16 protein-coding genes are annotated in these 14,630 nt (G+C 66.4%); 8 read left to right on the top strand and 8 right to left on the bottom strand.

Annotated features, from left to right (window positions below):
• Complete coding sequence (gene moaD / locus VJ897_RS10475; protein WP_324055564.1) at positions 1-246, top strand: molybdopterin converting factor subunit 1; 246 nt, start codon at positions 1-3, stop codon at positions 244-246.
• Positions 247-250: 4 nt separating this feature from the next.
• Complete coding sequence (locus VJ897_RS10470; protein ID WP_324055563.1) at positions 251-691, top strand: molybdenum cofactor biosynthesis protein MoaE; 441 nt, start codon at positions 251-253, stop codon at positions 689-691.
• Here the strand turns inward: VJ897_RS10470 and VJ897_RS10465 are convergent, their stop codons facing one another.
• Both VJ897_RS10465 and VJ897_RS10460 read right to left on the bottom strand, forming a co-directional pair.
• Positions 692-2,020, bottom strand: coding sequence for an ABC1 kinase family protein (locus VJ897_RS10465; protein ID WP_324055562.1), 1,329 nt, complete (start codon positions 2,018-2,020; stop codon positions 692-694).
• Positions 2,021-2,085: 65 nt separating this feature from the next.
• Positions 2,086-2,643 (bottom strand): DNA-3-methyladenine glycosylase I, encoded by a 558-nt coding sequence (locus VJ897_RS10460; RefSeq protein ID WP_324055561.1) that lies wholly within the window; start codon positions 2,641-2,643, stop codon positions 2,086-2,088.
• A 99-nt stretch (positions 2,644-2,742) separates the two neighbouring features.
• Here VJ897_RS10460 and VJ897_RS10455 point away from each other — a divergent pair, with 99 nt between their 5' ends.
• The 3 genes from VJ897_RS10455 to phbB all read left to right on the top strand — a co-directional run bounded on the left by VJ897_RS10455 (position 2,743) and on the right by phbB (position 5,691).
• Complete coding sequence (locus VJ897_RS10455) at positions 2,743-3,549, top strand: EAL domain-containing protein (protein WP_324055560.1); 807 nt, start codon at positions 2,743-2,745, stop codon at positions 3,547-3,549.
• 173 nt (positions 3,550-3,722) lie between these two features.
• Positions 3,723-4,895 carry an acetyl-CoA C-acetyltransferase gene (locus tag VJ897_RS10450; RefSeq protein WP_324055559.1) on the top strand — a complete coding sequence of 391 codons (1,173 nt, stop codon included), beginning with the start codon at positions 3,723-3,725 and terminating at the stop codon, positions 4,893-4,895.
• Positions 4,896-4,968: 73 nt separating this feature from the next.
• Entirely contained in the window at positions 4,969-5,691 is a 723-nt protein-coding gene (gene phbB, locus VJ897_RS10445; RefSeq protein WP_324055558.1) for an acetoacetyl-CoA reductase, read from the top strand.
• 84 nt (positions 5,692-5,775) lie between these two features.
• On the opposite strand, the gene VJ897_RS10440 is transcribed toward phbB, so the two are convergent.
• The 3 genes from VJ897_RS10440 to VJ897_RS10430 all read right to left on the bottom strand — a co-directional run bounded on the left by VJ897_RS10440 (position 5,776) and on the right by VJ897_RS10430 (position 7,061).
• The gene (locus VJ897_RS10440; protein WP_324055557.1) at positions 5,776-5,946 is read right to left on the bottom strand and encodes a YdcH family protein; all 171 of its coding nucleotides are present in this window, start codon (positions 5,944-5,946) and stop codon (positions 5,776-5,778) included.
• Between the two features lie 130 nt (positions 5,947-6,076).
• Positions 6,077-6,868 (bottom strand): tRNA1(Val) (adenine(37)-N6)-methyltransferase, encoded by a 792-nt coding sequence (locus tag VJ897_RS10435; RefSeq protein ID WP_324055556.1) that lies wholly within the window; start codon positions 6,866-6,868, stop codon positions 6,077-6,079.
• Entirely contained in the window at positions 6,846-7,061 is a 216-nt protein-coding gene (locus VJ897_RS10430; protein ID WP_324055555.1) for a putative signal transducing protein, read from the bottom strand. Before VJ897_RS10430 ends, VJ897_RS10435 begins: the two co-directional genes overlap by 23 nt.
• Before the next feature lie 54 nt (positions 7,062-7,115).
• Between VJ897_RS10430 and VJ897_RS10425 the strand changes: the two genes are divergently transcribed.
• A complete protein-coding gene (locus tag VJ897_RS10425) occupies positions 7,116-8,111 on the top strand; it encodes a polyprenyl synthetase family protein (RefSeq protein WP_324055554.1) in 996 nt (331 codons plus the stop codon).
• 13 nt (positions 8,112-8,124) lie between these two features.
• On the opposite strand, the gene VJ897_RS10420 is transcribed toward VJ897_RS10425, so the two are convergent.
• The 3 genes from VJ897_RS10420 to VJ897_RS10410 form a co-directional block, all read right to left on the bottom strand.
• Positions 8,125-8,961: a 4-(cytidine 5'-diphospho)-2-C-methyl-D-erythritol kinase gene (locus VJ897_RS10420; RefSeq protein ID WP_324055694.1), complete on the bottom strand. Its 837-nt coding sequence runs from the start codon at positions 8,959-8,961 to the stop codon at positions 8,125-8,127.
• A gap of 10 nt (positions 8,962-8,971) precedes the next feature.
• The gene (locus tag VJ897_RS10415) at positions 8,972-10,669 is read right to left on the bottom strand and encodes a tetratricopeptide repeat protein (protein ID WP_324055553.1); all 1,698 of its coding nucleotides are present in this window, start codon (positions 10,667-10,669) and stop codon (positions 8,972-8,974) included.
• 126 nt (positions 10,670-10,795) lie between these two features.
• Complete coding sequence (locus tag VJ897_RS10410) at positions 10,796-12,445, bottom strand: electron transfer flavoprotein-ubiquinone oxidoreductase (protein ID WP_324055552.1); 1,650 nt, start codon at positions 12,443-12,445, stop codon at positions 10,796-10,798.
• 240 nt (positions 12,446-12,685) lie between these two features.
• On the opposite strand from VJ897_RS10410, the gene greA reads away from it, so the two are divergent.
• Positions 12,686-13,156 carry a transcription elongation factor GreA gene (greA, locus tag VJ897_RS10405; protein ID WP_324055551.1) on the top strand — a complete coding sequence of 157 codons (471 nt, stop codon included), beginning with the start codon at positions 12,686-12,688 and terminating at the stop codon, positions 13,154-13,156.
• 17 nt (positions 13,157-13,173) lie between these two features.
• On the top strand, positions 13,174-14,187 hold the full coding sequence (locus tag VJ897_RS10400) for a hypothetical protein (protein WP_324055549.1): 1,014 nt from the start codon (positions 13,174-13,176) through the stop codon (positions 14,185-14,187).
• The last annotated feature ends 443 nt before the right edge of the window (positions 14,188-14,630 follow it).

The following is a 14,630-nucleotide window of genomic DNA, read 5'->3' as shown; positions in this document are numbered from 1 at the left end:
ATGCAGGTGCTCTATTTCGCCTGGGTCCGCGAACGCATCGGCCGGCCACGCGAGGAGGTGCAGACCGACGCCGCCACCGTGGCCGAGCTGGTCGAGGAGTTGCGCGGGCGCGAAGAACGCTATGCGGTGGCCCTTGCGGACATTTCTGCGCTTCGCGTGGCGCTGGACCAGGAATTGGCGGAGTTCACGGATTCGCTGGACGGCGTGCGCGAGGTCGCTCTATTCCCGCCGATGACCGGGGGATGAAGACATGAGAATCCGGGTCCAGTCCGATGTCTTCGATCCCGGTGTCGAGCTGAACGCTTTTTCCGCGGCGGTAGACCGCGCGGGGGCTGTCGTCAGTTTTTCCGGCCTGGTGCGCGACGTGGATGGCGGGTTGCAGGCGATGGAGATCGAGCATTACCCGGGCATGACGGAAAAGGCGCTGGGCCAGATCCGCGACGAGGCCATGCGCCGCTGGGACCTGGCGGATGCCTTGATCATTCACCGCCACGGCGCGCTGACGCCGGGCGAGGTGATCATGATGGTCGCTACCGCGTCGCGTCATCGCAAGGATGCCTTCGAAGCGGCGGATTTCCTGATGGACTACCTGAAGTCCCGGGCACCCTTCTGGAAGAAGGAGCGCAGCGGCGCGGGGGCTGACTGGGTCGCCGCGCGGGACGAGGACGAGGATGCGCTCAGGCGCTGGTGATCAGGGCAGGTGCCGGTCCAGCAGGTCATGCAGGGCAACGCGCGCGCCCAGTCGCGCGGCCAGCAGGTAGAGCCCGCCGATCTTTCGTTGCAGGAACAGCACGTCGGCCGCTGGCGGGGTGGGGGCGAGGCCCTCTTGCGCCAGCGCCATGCCTTCGGCTTGAAGAGTGCGGGCAAGGCCCTGATCGGAGAAATCGTAGACGGGGTGCCGGCGCAAGTCATCGAAGGCGGTTTCGATCATGGCGATGACGCGGTCACGGTGGTCGTGGCGCAGGGTGTCGTCCAGCAGGCCGAGCCTGCGGGCCGCCGTGATCATGTCGTCGCGCGTGCCTGCCAGCCCCGCGCGGATCAGCGCGCCGTAAGCGGGGGCCACCCAGGGGGCCAAGGCGCGCGTGGCGCCGAAATCCAGTAGGGCGATTCGGTCGGTCTCCGGGTCGTGACGGTAGTTGGCGAAATTCGGGTCGGTCTGGACCAGCCCGAATTCGAAGATTTCCCGCAGTAGCAGGTCGAAAAGGGCTTCGACCACCCGGTTGCGGCTGGCCTGAGGCGCATTCTCCAGCGCTTCGATGGGCCGACCTGCGACGAAATCCATAGTCAGTACAGTCTTCGTCGTGAACGCGGGCACAGGGCGGGGCAGAGCGAACCGGGGGTCGCTGTCCAGCAGATCGGCGAACCGGGTCATCTGCGCGGCCTCGGCGGCATAGTCGGTTTCCGCGTGCAACTGCCTGCGCGCCTCCTCCAGCAGCGGGGCCAGGTCCAGCCCGCGAGGGACAAGCCCGGACAGGCGGACCAGGCTGCCGACGTTGGCCACGTCGCTGTCGATGCTGCGGGCGATGCCGGGATACTGCACCTTGACGGCGACGGTGCGCCCGTCCTTCAGCCGTGCCTTGTGGACCTGCCCGATCGAGGCCGCTGCGATGGGGCGTACGTCGAACTGTTCGACGCGGCGCAGCCAGTCCGGCCCCCAGGCGGAGGTAAGCACTGATTTCAGCTGCTTTGGCGGCATGAAGTCGGCCCCGTCGCGCAAGCGGGCCATGATCTGCGCGAGGTCGGGCGGCAGGACTGTGCCGGCATCCATCGAGACGAGTTGCCCCACCTTCATGGCCGCGCCGCGCATCCGGGCCAGCTCGTTGGTGATGCGATGCAGGTTGGCCGGGGTCAGTAGCAAGGCGCGCCGGTCGGGGCGTTGGCCGCGGCCAAGGCCGACCAGCCCGTCGCGTGCCATGCGGCCCGCCAGCCCCATTGCCAGCCCGCCCATGCGCGCCGAGCGGCCCAGCCTGCGGCTCGGCACCGAAAGACCTTCGGGGCGGCGTGTAGGTGGCGTGGTCATGTTCCGGTTCCCGTCCTGCGACCCCTTGCAGGTAGCGGGGCGGGATCAGCGGGCAAGCCGTCCGCCTAGGCCATGGCCGCACAGGGGGCGTGGCGCGGGCAGGAGACAAGGTGGTCATTGACCAGTCCGCAGGCCTGCATCCAGGCATAGACGGTGGTCGGACCGCAGAACTTGAACCCGGCCTTTTTCAGGTCCTTTGACATCCGCGTTGACAGCGGCGTGGCGGCCGGTACGTCGGCAAGGCTGGCCCAGCGGTTCTGGAGTGGCGCGCCGCCTACGTAGGACCAGCAGAAGCCCGAGAAATCCTCGATCTCCAGGTAGGCGCGGGCGTTGGAGACGGTGGCCTCGATCTTGCCGCGGTGGCGAATGATGCCGGGGTCCGCCAGCAGGCGGGATACCTCGGCATCGCCCCAGCCGGCGATGATCTCAGGCTCGAAGCCCTCGAAGGCGGCACGGAAATTCTCGCGCTTCTTCAGGATGGTGATCCAGCTGAGGCCGGCCTGGAAACCGTCCAGGACCAGTTTTTCCCAAAGCGCCCGGCTGTCACGCTCGGGCACGCCCCATTCGGTGTCGTGGTACTCGAGGTAGATCTGATCGGGCCCGGCCCATCCGCAGCGTTCCATCGCGCCTCCTTGTCGCGACAATTCAACGTAAACGGTCCTGTTTTACCACCCCTTAACGGCGGCACTGGCAAATCGGGAGGGCCGAGAACGGAGGGGCCGATGCCCGCCTTTGATCTTTCCCGATCCGCGCTTGACGACCAGGTGCCCAAGGACCCGCTGGACTACGCGATCAGCGTGCGCGACAGGGATGTCATGGGAATGGTGCGCGACGCCCTGGCGCAGGATCACTGTGCGCTGGCCTTCCAGCCGGTGGTCCTGGCGGGGCCGGGCGGCAAGGTGGCCTTTCACGAGGGTCTGATCCGCGTTCTCGACGAGACCGGTCGTATCATCCCGGCAGCCCAGTTCATGGACCGGATTGAGGATGACCGTGTCGGCAGAGATATCGATTGCGCCGCGCTGGCCCTCGGTTTTGCGCGGTTGCGGGAAGTACCGGGCGTGCGGCTGGCGGTGAACGTCTCGGCCCGGTCCCTGGGCGACGGGGCCTGGCGACGCGTACTCGACAAGGCGTTGCACGACGACCCGGACCTTGGCCATCGTCTGATCCTGGAAATCAACGAAGCCAGCGCCATGCAGCTGCCAGAGGTCGTCATCCGCTTCATGGAAGAGATGCAGCCCCTCGGCGTGGCCTTCGGGCTGGATGATTTCGGCGCGGGGCTGACCGCTTTTCGCCACCTCAAGGATTTCTTCTTCGATCTGGTGAAGGTGGACAGCTGCTTTGTCCGGGCCATCGACCAGGACCCGGACAACCAGGTAATCGCCGAAGCGCTGATCACCATCGCCCATCAGTTCGAGATGTTCGCCGTCGCCGAGGGGGTCGAAACCGCCCGCGAGGCCGAGGTCGTGACCCGCTTTGGCGTCGATTGCCTTCAGGGCTACTACTATGGCGTTCCGCGCTTTCGGATATGAACGTTTCAGGTGGCGATATTGAAACAAGATTGCTCGACCGCTCTGCAATCCATGTTGCGGACGCAGTATGGACATCCTATGAGGGGGCAAATGGCGGGTTCGGGCCCGCGTGATTCCGTGTCCGCGTCCGGGTCCTGTCCGCCAAACCTGACGGATCAAGAGAGGACTCATCCATGACCAATGTCGTTATCGCATCAGCCGCCCGCACCGCAGTGGGCAGCTTCGGCGGTTCCTTTGCCAACACCCCCGCCCACGATCTTGGCACCGCCGTGCTGGAAGCCCTTGTCGAGCGGGCCGGCGTTGACAAGGGCGAGGTTTCGGAAACGATCCTTGGCCAGGTGCTGACCGCCGCCCAGGGCCAGAACCCGGCCCGGCAGGCGCATGTCAATGCCGGCCTGCCCAAGGAAAGCGCCGCCTGGGGCATCAACCAGGTCTGTGGCTCGGGTCTTCGGGCCGTAGCGCTGGGTGCCCAGCACATCATGCTGGGCGATGCGCAAATCGTGGCCGCCGGCGGACAGGAAAACATGTCGATGTCGCCCCATGCGGCCAATCTGCGCCAGGGGCACAAGATGGGCGACATGAAATACATCGACACGATGATCCGCGACGGGCTCTGGGATGCCTTCAACGGCTATCACATGGGGCAGACCGCCGAAAACGTGGCCGAGCAGTGGCAGATTTCCCGTGACGAGCAGGACGCATTCGCGCTGGCCAGCCAGAACAAGGCCGAGGCCGCCCAGACCGCCGGCAAGTTCGACGACGAGGTCGTCGCCTTCACAGTCAAGACCCGCAAGGGCGACATCGTGGTCGACAAGGACGAGTACATCCGCCACGGTGCCACGATCGAGGCGATGGAGAAGATGCGCCCGGCCTTCACCAAGGACGGATCGGTAACGGCCGCGAATGCCTCGGGGCTGAATGATGGTGCCGCCGGGACACTCCTGATGAGTGCCGACGAGGCCGAGAAGCGCGGCATCGAGCCGCTGGCCCGCATCGCCAGCTATGCAACCGCCGGGCTGGATCCCTCGATCATGGGCGTCGGCCCGATCCATGCCAGCCGCAAGGCGCTCGACAAGGCCGGCTGGTCGGTCGGCGACCTTGACCTTGTCGAAGCGAACGAGGCCTTCGCCGCCCAGGCCTGCGCCGTGAACAAGGACATGGGCTGGAACCCCGAGATCGTGAACGTGAACGGCGGCGCCATCGCCATCGGCCATCCGATCGGCGCTTCGGGCGCACGGGTCCTGAACACCCTGCTGTTCGAAATGAAGCGCCGCGGCGCCAGGAAGGGTCTGGCGACCCTCTGCATTGGTGGTGGCATGGGTGTCGCGCTCTGCGTCGAGCGCTGAGGACGCCGACACGGAAAAAGGGGGCAGCCCTTGGAGGGTGCCCCGAACCATCCCCTGAAGGAGGAGAAAGACCATGGGACGAGTTGCACTGGTGACAGGGGGCAGCCGCGGCATCGGCGCCGCCATTTCAAAGAAGCTCAAGCAAGAGGGCTACGAGGTCGCCGCGACCTATGCCGGCAATGACGAGGCAGCCGCCAAGTTCACCGAGGAAACCGGCATCAAGACCTACAAGTGGAACGTCGCCGACTATGACGATTCCAAGGCCGGCATCGAAAAGGTGGAGGCCGATCTCGGCCCGGTCGAGGTGGTCGTGGCCAACGCGGGCATCACCAAGGACGCCCCTTTCCACAAGATGACCCCGGAACAGTGGTCCCAGGTCATCGACACCAACCTGACCGGTGTCTTCAACACCGTGCACCCGGTCTGGCCGGGGATGCGCGAGCGCGGTTTCGGCCGGGTCATCGTGATCTCCTCGATCAACGGCCAGAAGGGCCAGTTCGCGCAGGTCAACTATGCTGCCACGAAGGCGGGTGATCTTGGCATCATAAAGTCACTGGCCCAGGAAGGCGCGGCCAAGGGCATCACCGCCAATGCCGTCTGCCCCGGCTACATCGCGACCGAGATGGTCATGGCCGTGCCCGAAAAGGTGCGCGAAGCGATCATCAGCCAGATTCCTGCGGGCCGCCTGGGCGAACCCGAGGAAATCGCCCGCTGCGTGGCCTTCCTGGCCTCCGACGATTCCAGTTTCGTCAATGGCTCGACCATTTCGGCCAATGGCGGTCAGTTCTTCGTCTGAGTCGCAATGGTGCGCGGCGACGACCGTGAAACGACAAAGGCCGCCCGAGGGGGCGGCCTTTTCTGTTTCAATCTCGCAGGGTCATCAGGCCCGCTCTTCCAGGCGGGCGATTTCTTCCTTGAGTTGCAGTTTCTGCTTCTTCATGCGCGCGACTTCGAGGTCGTCGCTCCCCGGCGCGCGCTGGGCGGTCTCAACGGCTTCGGACAGTTGGTCATGCTTTCTCTTGAGCTCCTGAAGATGTGACATCATGCTCATTTGGGTCCTCCATGCGGTTGAGTTGTTCCGAGAGTGCATCATACCTTACGGCGCCTGTCACGCCGCAAGGCAGAAAACCGGCCCGGCCAAGCGTCTTGTTGGAGGAAAACAGCAAAGCCTTGCTGAAAGGTTAACCGATCATCGGCAAGGCGGCGCCATTCCGCAGCACCTCGTGGACCTGTTCGGTATGGTCCTCGGCATCGCTGTCGTGCGTCGGGCCGGCATGCAGAACCAGCGGCGCCAGCAGCCGGAAGGGCGCGCGCCCTTCCTTGCGTGCGCAGATGAGGACACGGTCGGCAGGGCGACCGGCGCGGCCCGCCACCGGCCAGACCGTGATGCTGCCAAGCCGGTGATCCATGGCGCCCAGCAGCTCTGGCAGGCGGTCGGCTTTCTGGACCAGGGTGAGGTAGCCCCGGGGCGCCAGGCGCCGCGTCGCGGTCTCGATCCAGTCGGACAGGGGCGTGTCGCCGCCGCAGGCCGTCTCGCGCCCTGCCACCGCCGAGGCTGTGCCCTGGCGGCGGTCGAAATAAGGCGGATTGGCGATCACATGGTCGAAGGCCCGGTCGCGCAGGTCACGCGGCAGGGCGCGCAGGTCGACCGCCTCGATCCGGGCGTCAAAGCCGTTGAGCGCGGCATTGTCCCGCGCCAGCGCGGCATAATCGGGTTGCAATTCCACGCCGGTCAAGGTCAGCCCGGGCACACGCGTAGCCAAACAAAAGAGCGCCGCGCCCACGCCGCAACCCAGGTCCAGCACCGATTGGCCGGCCCGTGCGGGGATTGCAGCCGCCAGCAACACCGGGTCGACCCCGGCGCGATAGCCGCGCGCAGGTTGTATCAGGGTCAGGCGACCGCCGAGGAAGGCGTCACGCGTCATCCCCGCCGCGTCGCCGGTCCCGGGATCACTGGCCGAGGTCGATGTCATTGTCCCGCAGGATGGACGCGGCCATGAAATGATCCGACGCCCGCACCATGATGCGGCGCGGCAAAATGCCGATGCTGCCTTCGAGGACGCTCATGTTTACGTCCAATTCGAAGATCTCTATACCTTCGCCGTCCAGCAGGGCCTTGGCGAAGGCGATCACGGTTGGGTCGTTGCTGCGCAGAAGTTCCTTCATCCCACTGACCTAAGGCGAAACCCGCGCCTTTGTCGAGCATTTGACGGAGAGTTCATGAGTCTCGATGCCGCCACCAAACCGCAGGAGCGCCTGGCCGAGGCGCTGGCCGGTGACATGGACCAGGTCAACGCCATGATCCGCGCGCGCATGGCCTCTGAACACGCGCCACGCATTCCAGAGGTCACGGCGCATCTTGTCGAGGCCGGCGGAAAGCGCCTGCGCCCACTTCTGACACTGGGGGCCGCGCGGATGTGTGGCTATGACGGGCCGCACCACGTGCACCTGGCGGCCACGGTCGAGTTCATACACACCGCCACGCTGCTGCACGACGACGTGGTTGACGAAAGCGCGCAGCGGCGCGGGCGGCCCACTGCGAACCTTTTGTGGGACAACACCTCGTCCGTGCTGGTGGGGGACTATCTTTTCGCGCGGTCCTTCCAGTTGATGACCGAGACCGGTTCGCTGAGGGTGCTGCGCATACTGTCCAGCGCCGCCGCGACCATCGCCGAAGGCGAGGTGCTGCAACTGACGGCCGCGCGCGACTTGGCCACCACCGAAGAAACCTACCTGCATATCGTGCGTGGCAAGACGGCGGCGTTGTTCGCGGCGGCGATGGAGGTGGGCGGCGTGATCGCGGGCCAGGACGAGGCGCGTGTCCGGGCCATGTTCGATTATGGCGACGCGCTGGGCATTGCCTTCCAGATGGTTGACGACATCCTCGACTACGCGGGCAGTGACGCCACCGGCAAGAACATCGGCGACGATTTCCGCGAGCGCAAGCTGACGCTGCCGCTGATCAAGGCCGTGGCGGCGGCTGATGACGAGGAGCGCGCCTTCTGGCAGCGCACCATCGAGAAGGGCCGGCAGGAGTCGGATGACCTGGATACCGCGCTGGCCCTGCTGGAGCGGCACGGGGCCATCGGGGCCACCCGTACGGAGGCGCTGGCTTGGGCCGACCGCGCCAAGGCGGCGTTGGCCGACCTGCCAGACCATGCGATCCGCGACATCCTGATCGACCTGGCCGACTACGTGGTCGAACGGGTGCGTTGAAGACGCGCCCGCCTCACCGGGCCCATTCACCTGTCGGCATGATCCACCAGTCCGGCTGGGCGGCGCGAAGAGCCTCGGTCGCGGCATCCCTTTGGGCCGGGTCCGCGAAAATCGCGAAACAGGTGGCGCCCGAGCCTGACATGCGGGCCAGCCGGGCGCCGGGGCGGGCCGCGAGCGCGTCCAGCACCCTGCCGATTACCGGCTGCGCCGCGATGGCCGGGGCGGCGAGGTCATTGCGCTGGCGCACCAGCCAGCCCACCCAGGCCTCGGTCTCCGTCGGCGCGGGCATCGCGTCGTCCACGGGCGGGTTGGTCTTGGTTTCAAGGCCGTCGAAAACAGCGGGCGTGGATAGCGCGACGCCGGGGTTGACCAGCAGCAGTGGCAGCGAGGGCAGGTCGCCCAGGCGGGTCAGGTCCTGGCCGATCCCGCGCATCCGCAGCAGCCCGGGGTGAAGGCAGGCGGGCACATCGGCGCCCAGGCCCAGAACGCTCGCTGGGTCAGGCAGGGGCAGGTCCCAGAGCCGCGACAGGACCCGCAGGGTCGCTGCCGCATCCGCCGAGCCGCCACCGATCCCGGCGGCGACGGGCAGGGCCTTGTGCAGGTGGACATGGGCGCCGCGATCCGGGTCCAGCAACCGCGCCGCCCGCAGCACCAGGTTCTCGGCCGCCGACGACAGGCCGGGGGCAAAGGGCCCGTCGATGCTCAGGGTCAACCGCTCGGCCGGGGTTGCCGTGACGTGGTCGCCCACCGAGGTGAAGGCGACGAGCGAGTCAAGCAGGTGATAGCCGTCGGCGCGCTGCCCGGTGACATGCAGGCAGAGGTTCAGCTTCGCCGGGGCCGGTTCCGTCAGCGGCGCGGTCTCAGTCGGTCTCATAGGCCATGTCCGCCGGTGCCTGGCCCTCCTCGCGCATCACCGCCGTGAGGCCGACCTCAAGCTTGCGGCGGATGCGTTCGGCCAGTTCCGGCTCGGGGTCGAAGGACAGCGCCCGGCGCCACTGGAAGCGGGCCTCGATCTCTCGGCCCACCATCCAGTAGGTATCGCCCAGGTGGTCGGTGACGATCGGGTCGACCGGCTCCAGCTCGACCGCCCGTTCCATGTGTTTTACCGCTTCGTCGTAGCGTCCCAGCTTGAACAGGACCCAGCCCAGGCTGTCGATGATTGCGCCGCTGTCGGGGCGGGCCGCGGCGGCCTGTTCGATCATGGCCAGCGCCTCGTCCAGGTTCTCGCCCATCTCGACCATGGAGTATCCCAGGTAGTTGAGCACCGAGGGCTGGCCGGGTTTGAGGCGCAGCGCGGCGCGGAAATCGGCCTCGGCGCTGTCCCATTGGTCCAGCCGCTCGTGGGTGATGCCGCGGGCATAGGTGACCCACCAGCGCGAGGGGTCATCCGGCCCGTAGAGGGAAAGCGCCCTGTCATAGGCGGTATTGGCCGCGGCATAGTCCTTGGCTTCGCGGTGGATATCGCCCAGCGAGGCATGCACTAGCGCGGCGTCACCGTGATGGCGGGCCAACTGCGAAAGCGCCTCTATCGCGGCCTCGGTGCGGCCCTGGGCGCGCAGGGCCTCGGCCCGGCCCAGCTCGGCAGTCAGGAAAGCAGGGTCGCTGGGGTCGACCCGGGCAAAGGTGGCGGCGGCCAGATCGTGCTGGCCGAGCTCGGCCAGCAGCCGAGCGGCCATGACATGCGCGCTCGCCCGATCAGGGTCAACATGGGTAGCCGCCTGGGCATACATCAGCAAGTAGGAGGGCTCGGCCTCGCCGCCCTGCAGCGCCTCGGCCAGGCTGAGGAAAAGATGTGCGATGGCCTCGGACGGGGTATCGGCCAGCCCGGCCCGCGGCGGCACAACCCCTGCGGCGACCTGTTCGCGGATGGCGCGCAGTTCGGGCGCCGTGTTCTGGCCGAAGCTGTCGTCGAGCACTTGCTGCGCGCGCTCGAACCGGCCGAGGCGGCAGAGCACCTGCACATGGGTCAGAATGGAGGCACGGGTGGGCACCACGCCTTGCGCGGGTGGGAGGGACAGGATCGCGTCGGCCCCTTCCAGGTCGCCGACCTGGGCCAGCGCCGCGGCCTTGTGCAAATAGCCGAAAGAGCGCAGCCCGGGGGTATCGACCATCTCGTCGAAAGCGTCCAGCGCGGCGTCCATTCGGCCCTTGCCGACGAAGGCCCAGGCCTGGGTCAACCCGTCGATCATTGGGCCGACTTCCTGTCCGGCTTCCAGCAGGTCGAAAACACGGTCCCAGTCCTCGGTCCGGGCAGCCTCGGCCAGCAGGACCAGGTTGGCCATCTGCCCGTTCTGTCCGTCCGCCAGCATGGCCTGCGCCACCGGCAGCGCGTCCTGGACCCGGCCAACCGCGATCTGCGCGGTCAGGGTGTTCTCGCGCAGGACAGGGTTGCCGGGGTCGCGCGTCAGCGCCTTGCCGAAATAGGTGGCCGCCGCGTCGTAGTCCTGTGTCAGGCCGGCCTGCCGGGCGGCGAGGTAGGCGCCCAGGTCCGGATTGGCGGCGACCGGTCCCGAAAGGGTGATGGCGGCGATCATTGCAAGGCTGAGGGATCTGGGCACGGTACTCTCTCTCCGGACGTCTTGGCACGTCATGAGTATAGCGCTGCCCCGGCGGGGGCAAATCACAACCGGGCCGTGCGGCGGGGGATTGCGCAGGTCAGTGCCCGATCACCGGCCCCGCCGCGGTCACATGTTAGGATAGTTCGGTCCGTCACCGCCCTGCGGCACCGTCCAGTGGATGTTCTGGCTGGGGTCCTTGATGTCGCAGGTCTTGCAATGCACGCAGTTCTGGAAATTGATCACGAACTGCTGTTGACCGTCCTTTTCCACGAACTCGTAGACCCCGGCGGGGCAATAGCGCGCCGATGGGCCGGCATATTTCGGCAGGTTCACTGCGACGGGGACGTTTGCGTCCCGCAGTGTCAGATGCACCGGCTGGTTTTCCTCGTGGTTGGTCATCGAGTAGCTGACATTCGTCAGCCGGTCGAAGGACAGCTTGCCGTCGGGTTTGGGGTAGTCGATGGGCTGATGCTTGTCCGCAGGTTCCGTCGCCTCGGCGTCGGACTTGCCGTGTTTCATGGTGCCGAAAAGGCTCAGCCCGAAGAGGTTGTTGGTCCACATGTCGACCCCGCCAAGGGCGAGCGAGGCGCTCAGCCCCCACTTGGACCACATCGGTTTCACGTTGCGCACCTTCTTGAGATCGCGCCCGATGGCGCCGGTGCGCACCTCGTCCTCGTAGGCGGTCAACTCGTCACCGGCGCGGTCGGCCTCGATCGCGTCAAAGGCGGCCTCGGCCGCGGCCTTGCCCGACAGCATGGCGTTGTGGTTGCCCTTGATGCGCGGCACGTTGACCATGCCCACCGAGCAGCCCAGCAGCGCCACGCCCGGCGCCACCATCTTGGGCATCGACTGGTATCCGCCCTCCGATATCGCTCGCGCTCCATACGCCACGCGCTTGCCGCCCTTCAGCAGGTCGGCCACCATCGGGTGATGCTTGAACCGCTGGAATTCCATGTAAGGGTACAGGTGCGGATTGCGGTAATTCAGGTGCACTACGAAGCCCACGTAAACCTGGTTGTTCTCCAGGTGATAGATGAAGGACCCGCCGCCCGCGTTTCCGTTCAGCGGCCAGCCCATCGTGTGGGTGACAGAGCCTTCACGGTGCTTGTCAGGGTCGATTTCCCAGATTTCCTTCATGCCGAGGCCGAATTTCTGCGGCTCTTTCCCGGCTTGCAGGTCGTATTTCGCCATCACTTCCTTGGCGAGCGAGCCGCGCACGCCCTCGGACAGGAAGACGTACTTGCCGTGCAGTTCCATGCCCGGTTCGGTGTTTTCACCGATGGACCCGTCCGCTTCCAGGCCGAAGACGCCGGCGACGACCCCCTTCACTTCGCCATTGTCACCATAGACCAGTTCGGAACAGGCCATGCCGGGGAAGATTTCGACGCCCAGTTCCTCGGCCTGTTCGGCCATCCAGCGGCAGACATTGCCCATGGAGACGATGTAGTTGCCGTGGTTGTTCATCAGCGGCGGCATCGGCCAGTTCGGCACGCGCACCTTGCCCGCCTCGCCCAGCATGTAGAAGTTGTCGTCGCGCACCGGCACGTTCAGCGGCGCGCCCTTTTCTTTCCAGTCGGGGATCAGCGCGTCGAGACCACAGGGGTCCAGCACCGCGCCCGACAGGATGTGCGCGCCGACCTCGGATCCCTTTTCCAACACCACGACCTCGAGCGCCGGATCAAGCTGCTTGAGCCGGATCGCGGCGGATAAGCCCGCCGGCCCGGCACCGACGATGACGACGTCGTACTCCATGGATTCGCGTATCATCTCGGCCATGACCTAGGCTCCCCTGTCGTGCACGCAATCTTGCCCAACTTGGTTATCGGACCAGCCATTCCGGGGCAATCGAGACACGACGTTAAATTGTCGCGCTGCGACCCGTGCAGGGGCTTGCGGTGACGCCATCACCGCATATTCTGAAAGGCGAGGGTTGCCGCAGGAGACACCCCTTGAGGCTCGGTGGGCCAAGGGGTTATGAACGCTCACTTCAAGTTTCACGCTTTTCAGGACGGACCGATGGAAAAGATACCGCTGACCCGTGCCGGCTACGACAAGCTCCAGGCCGAGCTCAAGCAGCTCAAGAGCGAGGAGCGCCCTGCCATCATCAAGGCGATCGCCGAGGCCCGCGAGCATGGCGATCTGTCCGAAAATGCCGAGTATCATTCTGCCAAGGAGAAGCAGTCCTTCATTGAGGGCCGCATCAAGGAACTTGAAGGTGTCATGTCGCTGGCCGACGTGATCGACCCGGCCCGGATGTCGGGCGCGATCAAGTTCGGCGCCACTGTCGGGATCGTGGACGAGGATACCGATGCGGAAAAAACCTACCAGATCGTCGGCGAATACGAGGCCGACCTGGAGGCCGGGCGGCTTAACATCAAGTCGCCGCTCGCCCGCGCCCTGATCGGCAAGGAAGAAGGCGACAGCGTCGAGGTGCGCACGCCCGGGGGGGACCGCAGCTACGAGATCCTCAGCATTTCCTACCTCTAGGGCCGGAGACCCGCAGCATGGCGAACCGCCCAACCCAGGCCGACGTGGCCCTTCAAGCGGGGGAAAAGCCCGAGGGGCTGCGCGTCTCGGCGGTCGAGATCATCGCTGGACTACTCAGCCTGGGCTGGCTGGCAGCCTCGGCCCTGTTCTTCGTCGTGCTGCCCACCGACAGCGGCGGCGATGGCCTGGACACCGTTGCATTTGTCATGACGCTGCTGGCGGTCTTCCTGCCTGTCGCGGTGATCTGGGTTGCGGCCATTGCCATGCGTTCTGCCCGTATCGTGCGCGAGGAATCGCGGCGCCTCCAGGCGGCCGTGGACGCCATGCGCCAGACCTATGTCGCCGACCGCCAGGCCCGTGGTGCGTCGGGCGTGGATTCGACGGTGGAAAAGAAGCTCAACGAGATCGCGCAGGCCGCGCAGAAGACCGAGACGACGCTGGCGACGTTCACGTCGGCCCGGCCGGCCCCGTCAGCGGCGCCGTTGACCCCTGGCCCGAGGCCGGGCGGGGACGATCAGCCGACGCTAGCCCTGGGCACCAGCGCCGAGGACATGACCCCGCCGGTGCAGCGTTCGGACCTGATCCTGGCGCTGAATTTCCCCGATACCGAGGATGACGAGGTCGGCTTCGCCGCGCTGCGCCGCGCGCTGAAGGATCATACCGCGCGCCAGTTGATCCAGGCCAGCCAGGATGTGCTGACACTGCTCAGCCAGGACGGCATCTACATGGACGACCTTCGCCCCGACCGGGCGCGCCCCGAGTTCTGGCGCCGATTCGCGCGTGGTGAGCGGGGCAAACCCGTGGCCGCCTTGGGTGGGGTGCGAGACCGCTCGTCGCTGGCGCTGACGGCCGGGCGGATGCGCGAGGACACGATCTTTCGCGACGCCGCGCATCACTTCCTGCGCAAGTTCGACCAGATGCTGGAAGGGTTCGAGCAACAAGCCAGCGACGAGGAAATCGTCGCCTTGGCAGAGACGCGCACCGCCCGCGCCTTCATGCTGCTGGGGCGGGTGACGGGGGCGTTCGACTAGGCGGCGCCGCCGGACAGCAGATGCCGGGGCAAAGCGGCGGGCCGACCACCCGTTCAGCTTCCTTGGGCAAGCGCGTCGGATGACCGCTGCCAGCCCGAAAAAGACATGCGCCGACGATGCCGCGGGTGTTCGGGTTTGAGCCCGCCTCGGACAATCTCCGCGCGGAACAAGGCCGAAGGCCGCCGCGCATCGCCGACGCGCCCCTACGCGGCGGCGATTTGGCCGGGCGGCGCGAATCATTCCGGTTCTTTTCGGACTTGGCTGACATAAAGTGCTCAGACCCAACGCAGCTTCGCCACCGCGCGCGTCGGCGATGCGCGGCTCGAGCCAATGTCTGCTCCATGCCGCAAGGTTGTCAGCTATGATGCCGCTTTGCAAAGCCGGCTCCCAGCGCAAAGCTGCCGTAAGTGGGTCCGGCCAAGTGGCGACCCTTGGGGGCCATG

It is taken from the genome of Salibaculum sp. (assembly GCF_035270045.1).
Taxonomy (GTDB): domain Bacteria; phylum Pseudomonadota; class Alphaproteobacteria; order Rhodobacterales; family Rhodobacteraceae; genus Salibaculum.
Note: the sequence above shows the minus strand (reverse complement) of the source record. Positions and strands in the feature narration are given on the sequence as shown.

Bases quoted from the DNA above. Each gene is read 5' to 3' on its own strand.
- moaD (WP_324055564.1), top strand. From the start codon at position 1: ATGCAGGTGCTCTATTTCGCCTGGGTCCGCGAACGCATCGGCCGGCCA.
- VJ897_RS10470 (WP_324055563.1), top strand. From the start codon at position 251: ATGAGAATCCGGGTCCAGTCCGATGTCTTCGATCCCGGTGTCGAGCTG.
- VJ897_RS10465 (WP_324055562.1), bottom strand. From the start codon at position 2,020: ATGACCACGCCACCTACACGCCGCCCCGAAGGTCTTTCGGTGCCGAGC.
- VJ897_RS10460 (WP_324055561.1), bottom strand. From the start codon at position 2,643: ATGGAACGCTGCGGATGGGCCGGGCCCGATCAGATCTACCTCGAGTAC.
- VJ897_RS10455 (WP_324055560.1), top strand. From the start codon at position 2,743: ATGCCCGCCTTTGATCTTTCCCGATCCGCGCTTGACGACCAGGTGCCC.
- VJ897_RS10450 (WP_324055559.1), top strand. From the start codon at position 3,723: ATGACCAATGTCGTTATCGCATCAGCCGCCCGCACCGCAGTGGGCAGC.
- phbB (WP_324055558.1), top strand. From the start codon at position 4,969: ATGGGACGAGTTGCACTGGTGACAGGGGGCAGCCGCGGCATCGGCGCC.
- VJ897_RS10440 (WP_324055557.1), bottom strand. From the start codon at position 5,946: ATGAGCATGATGTCACATCTTCAGGAGCTCAAGAGAAAGCATGACCAA.
- VJ897_RS10435 (WP_324055556.1), bottom strand. From the start codon at position 6,868: ATGACATCGACCTCGGCCAGTGATCCCGGGACCGGCGACGCGGCGGGG.
- VJ897_RS10430 (WP_324055555.1), bottom strand. From the start codon at position 7,061: ATGAAGGAACTTCTGCGCAGCAACGACCCAACCGTGATCGCCTTCGCC.
- VJ897_RS10425 (WP_324055554.1), top strand. From the start codon at position 7,116: ATGAGTCTCGATGCCGCCACCAAACCGCAGGAGCGCCTGGCCGAGGCG.
- VJ897_RS10410 (WP_324055552.1), bottom strand. From the start codon at position 12,445: ATGGCCGAGATGATACGCGAATCCATGGAGTACGACGTCGTCATCGTC.
- greA (WP_324055551.1), top strand. From the start codon at position 12,686: ATGGAAAAGATACCGCTGACCCGTGCCGGCTACGACAAGCTCCAGGCC.
- VJ897_RS10400 (WP_324055549.1), top strand. From the start codon at position 13,174: ATGGCGAACCGCCCAACCCAGGCCGACGTGGCCCTTCAAGCGGGGGAA.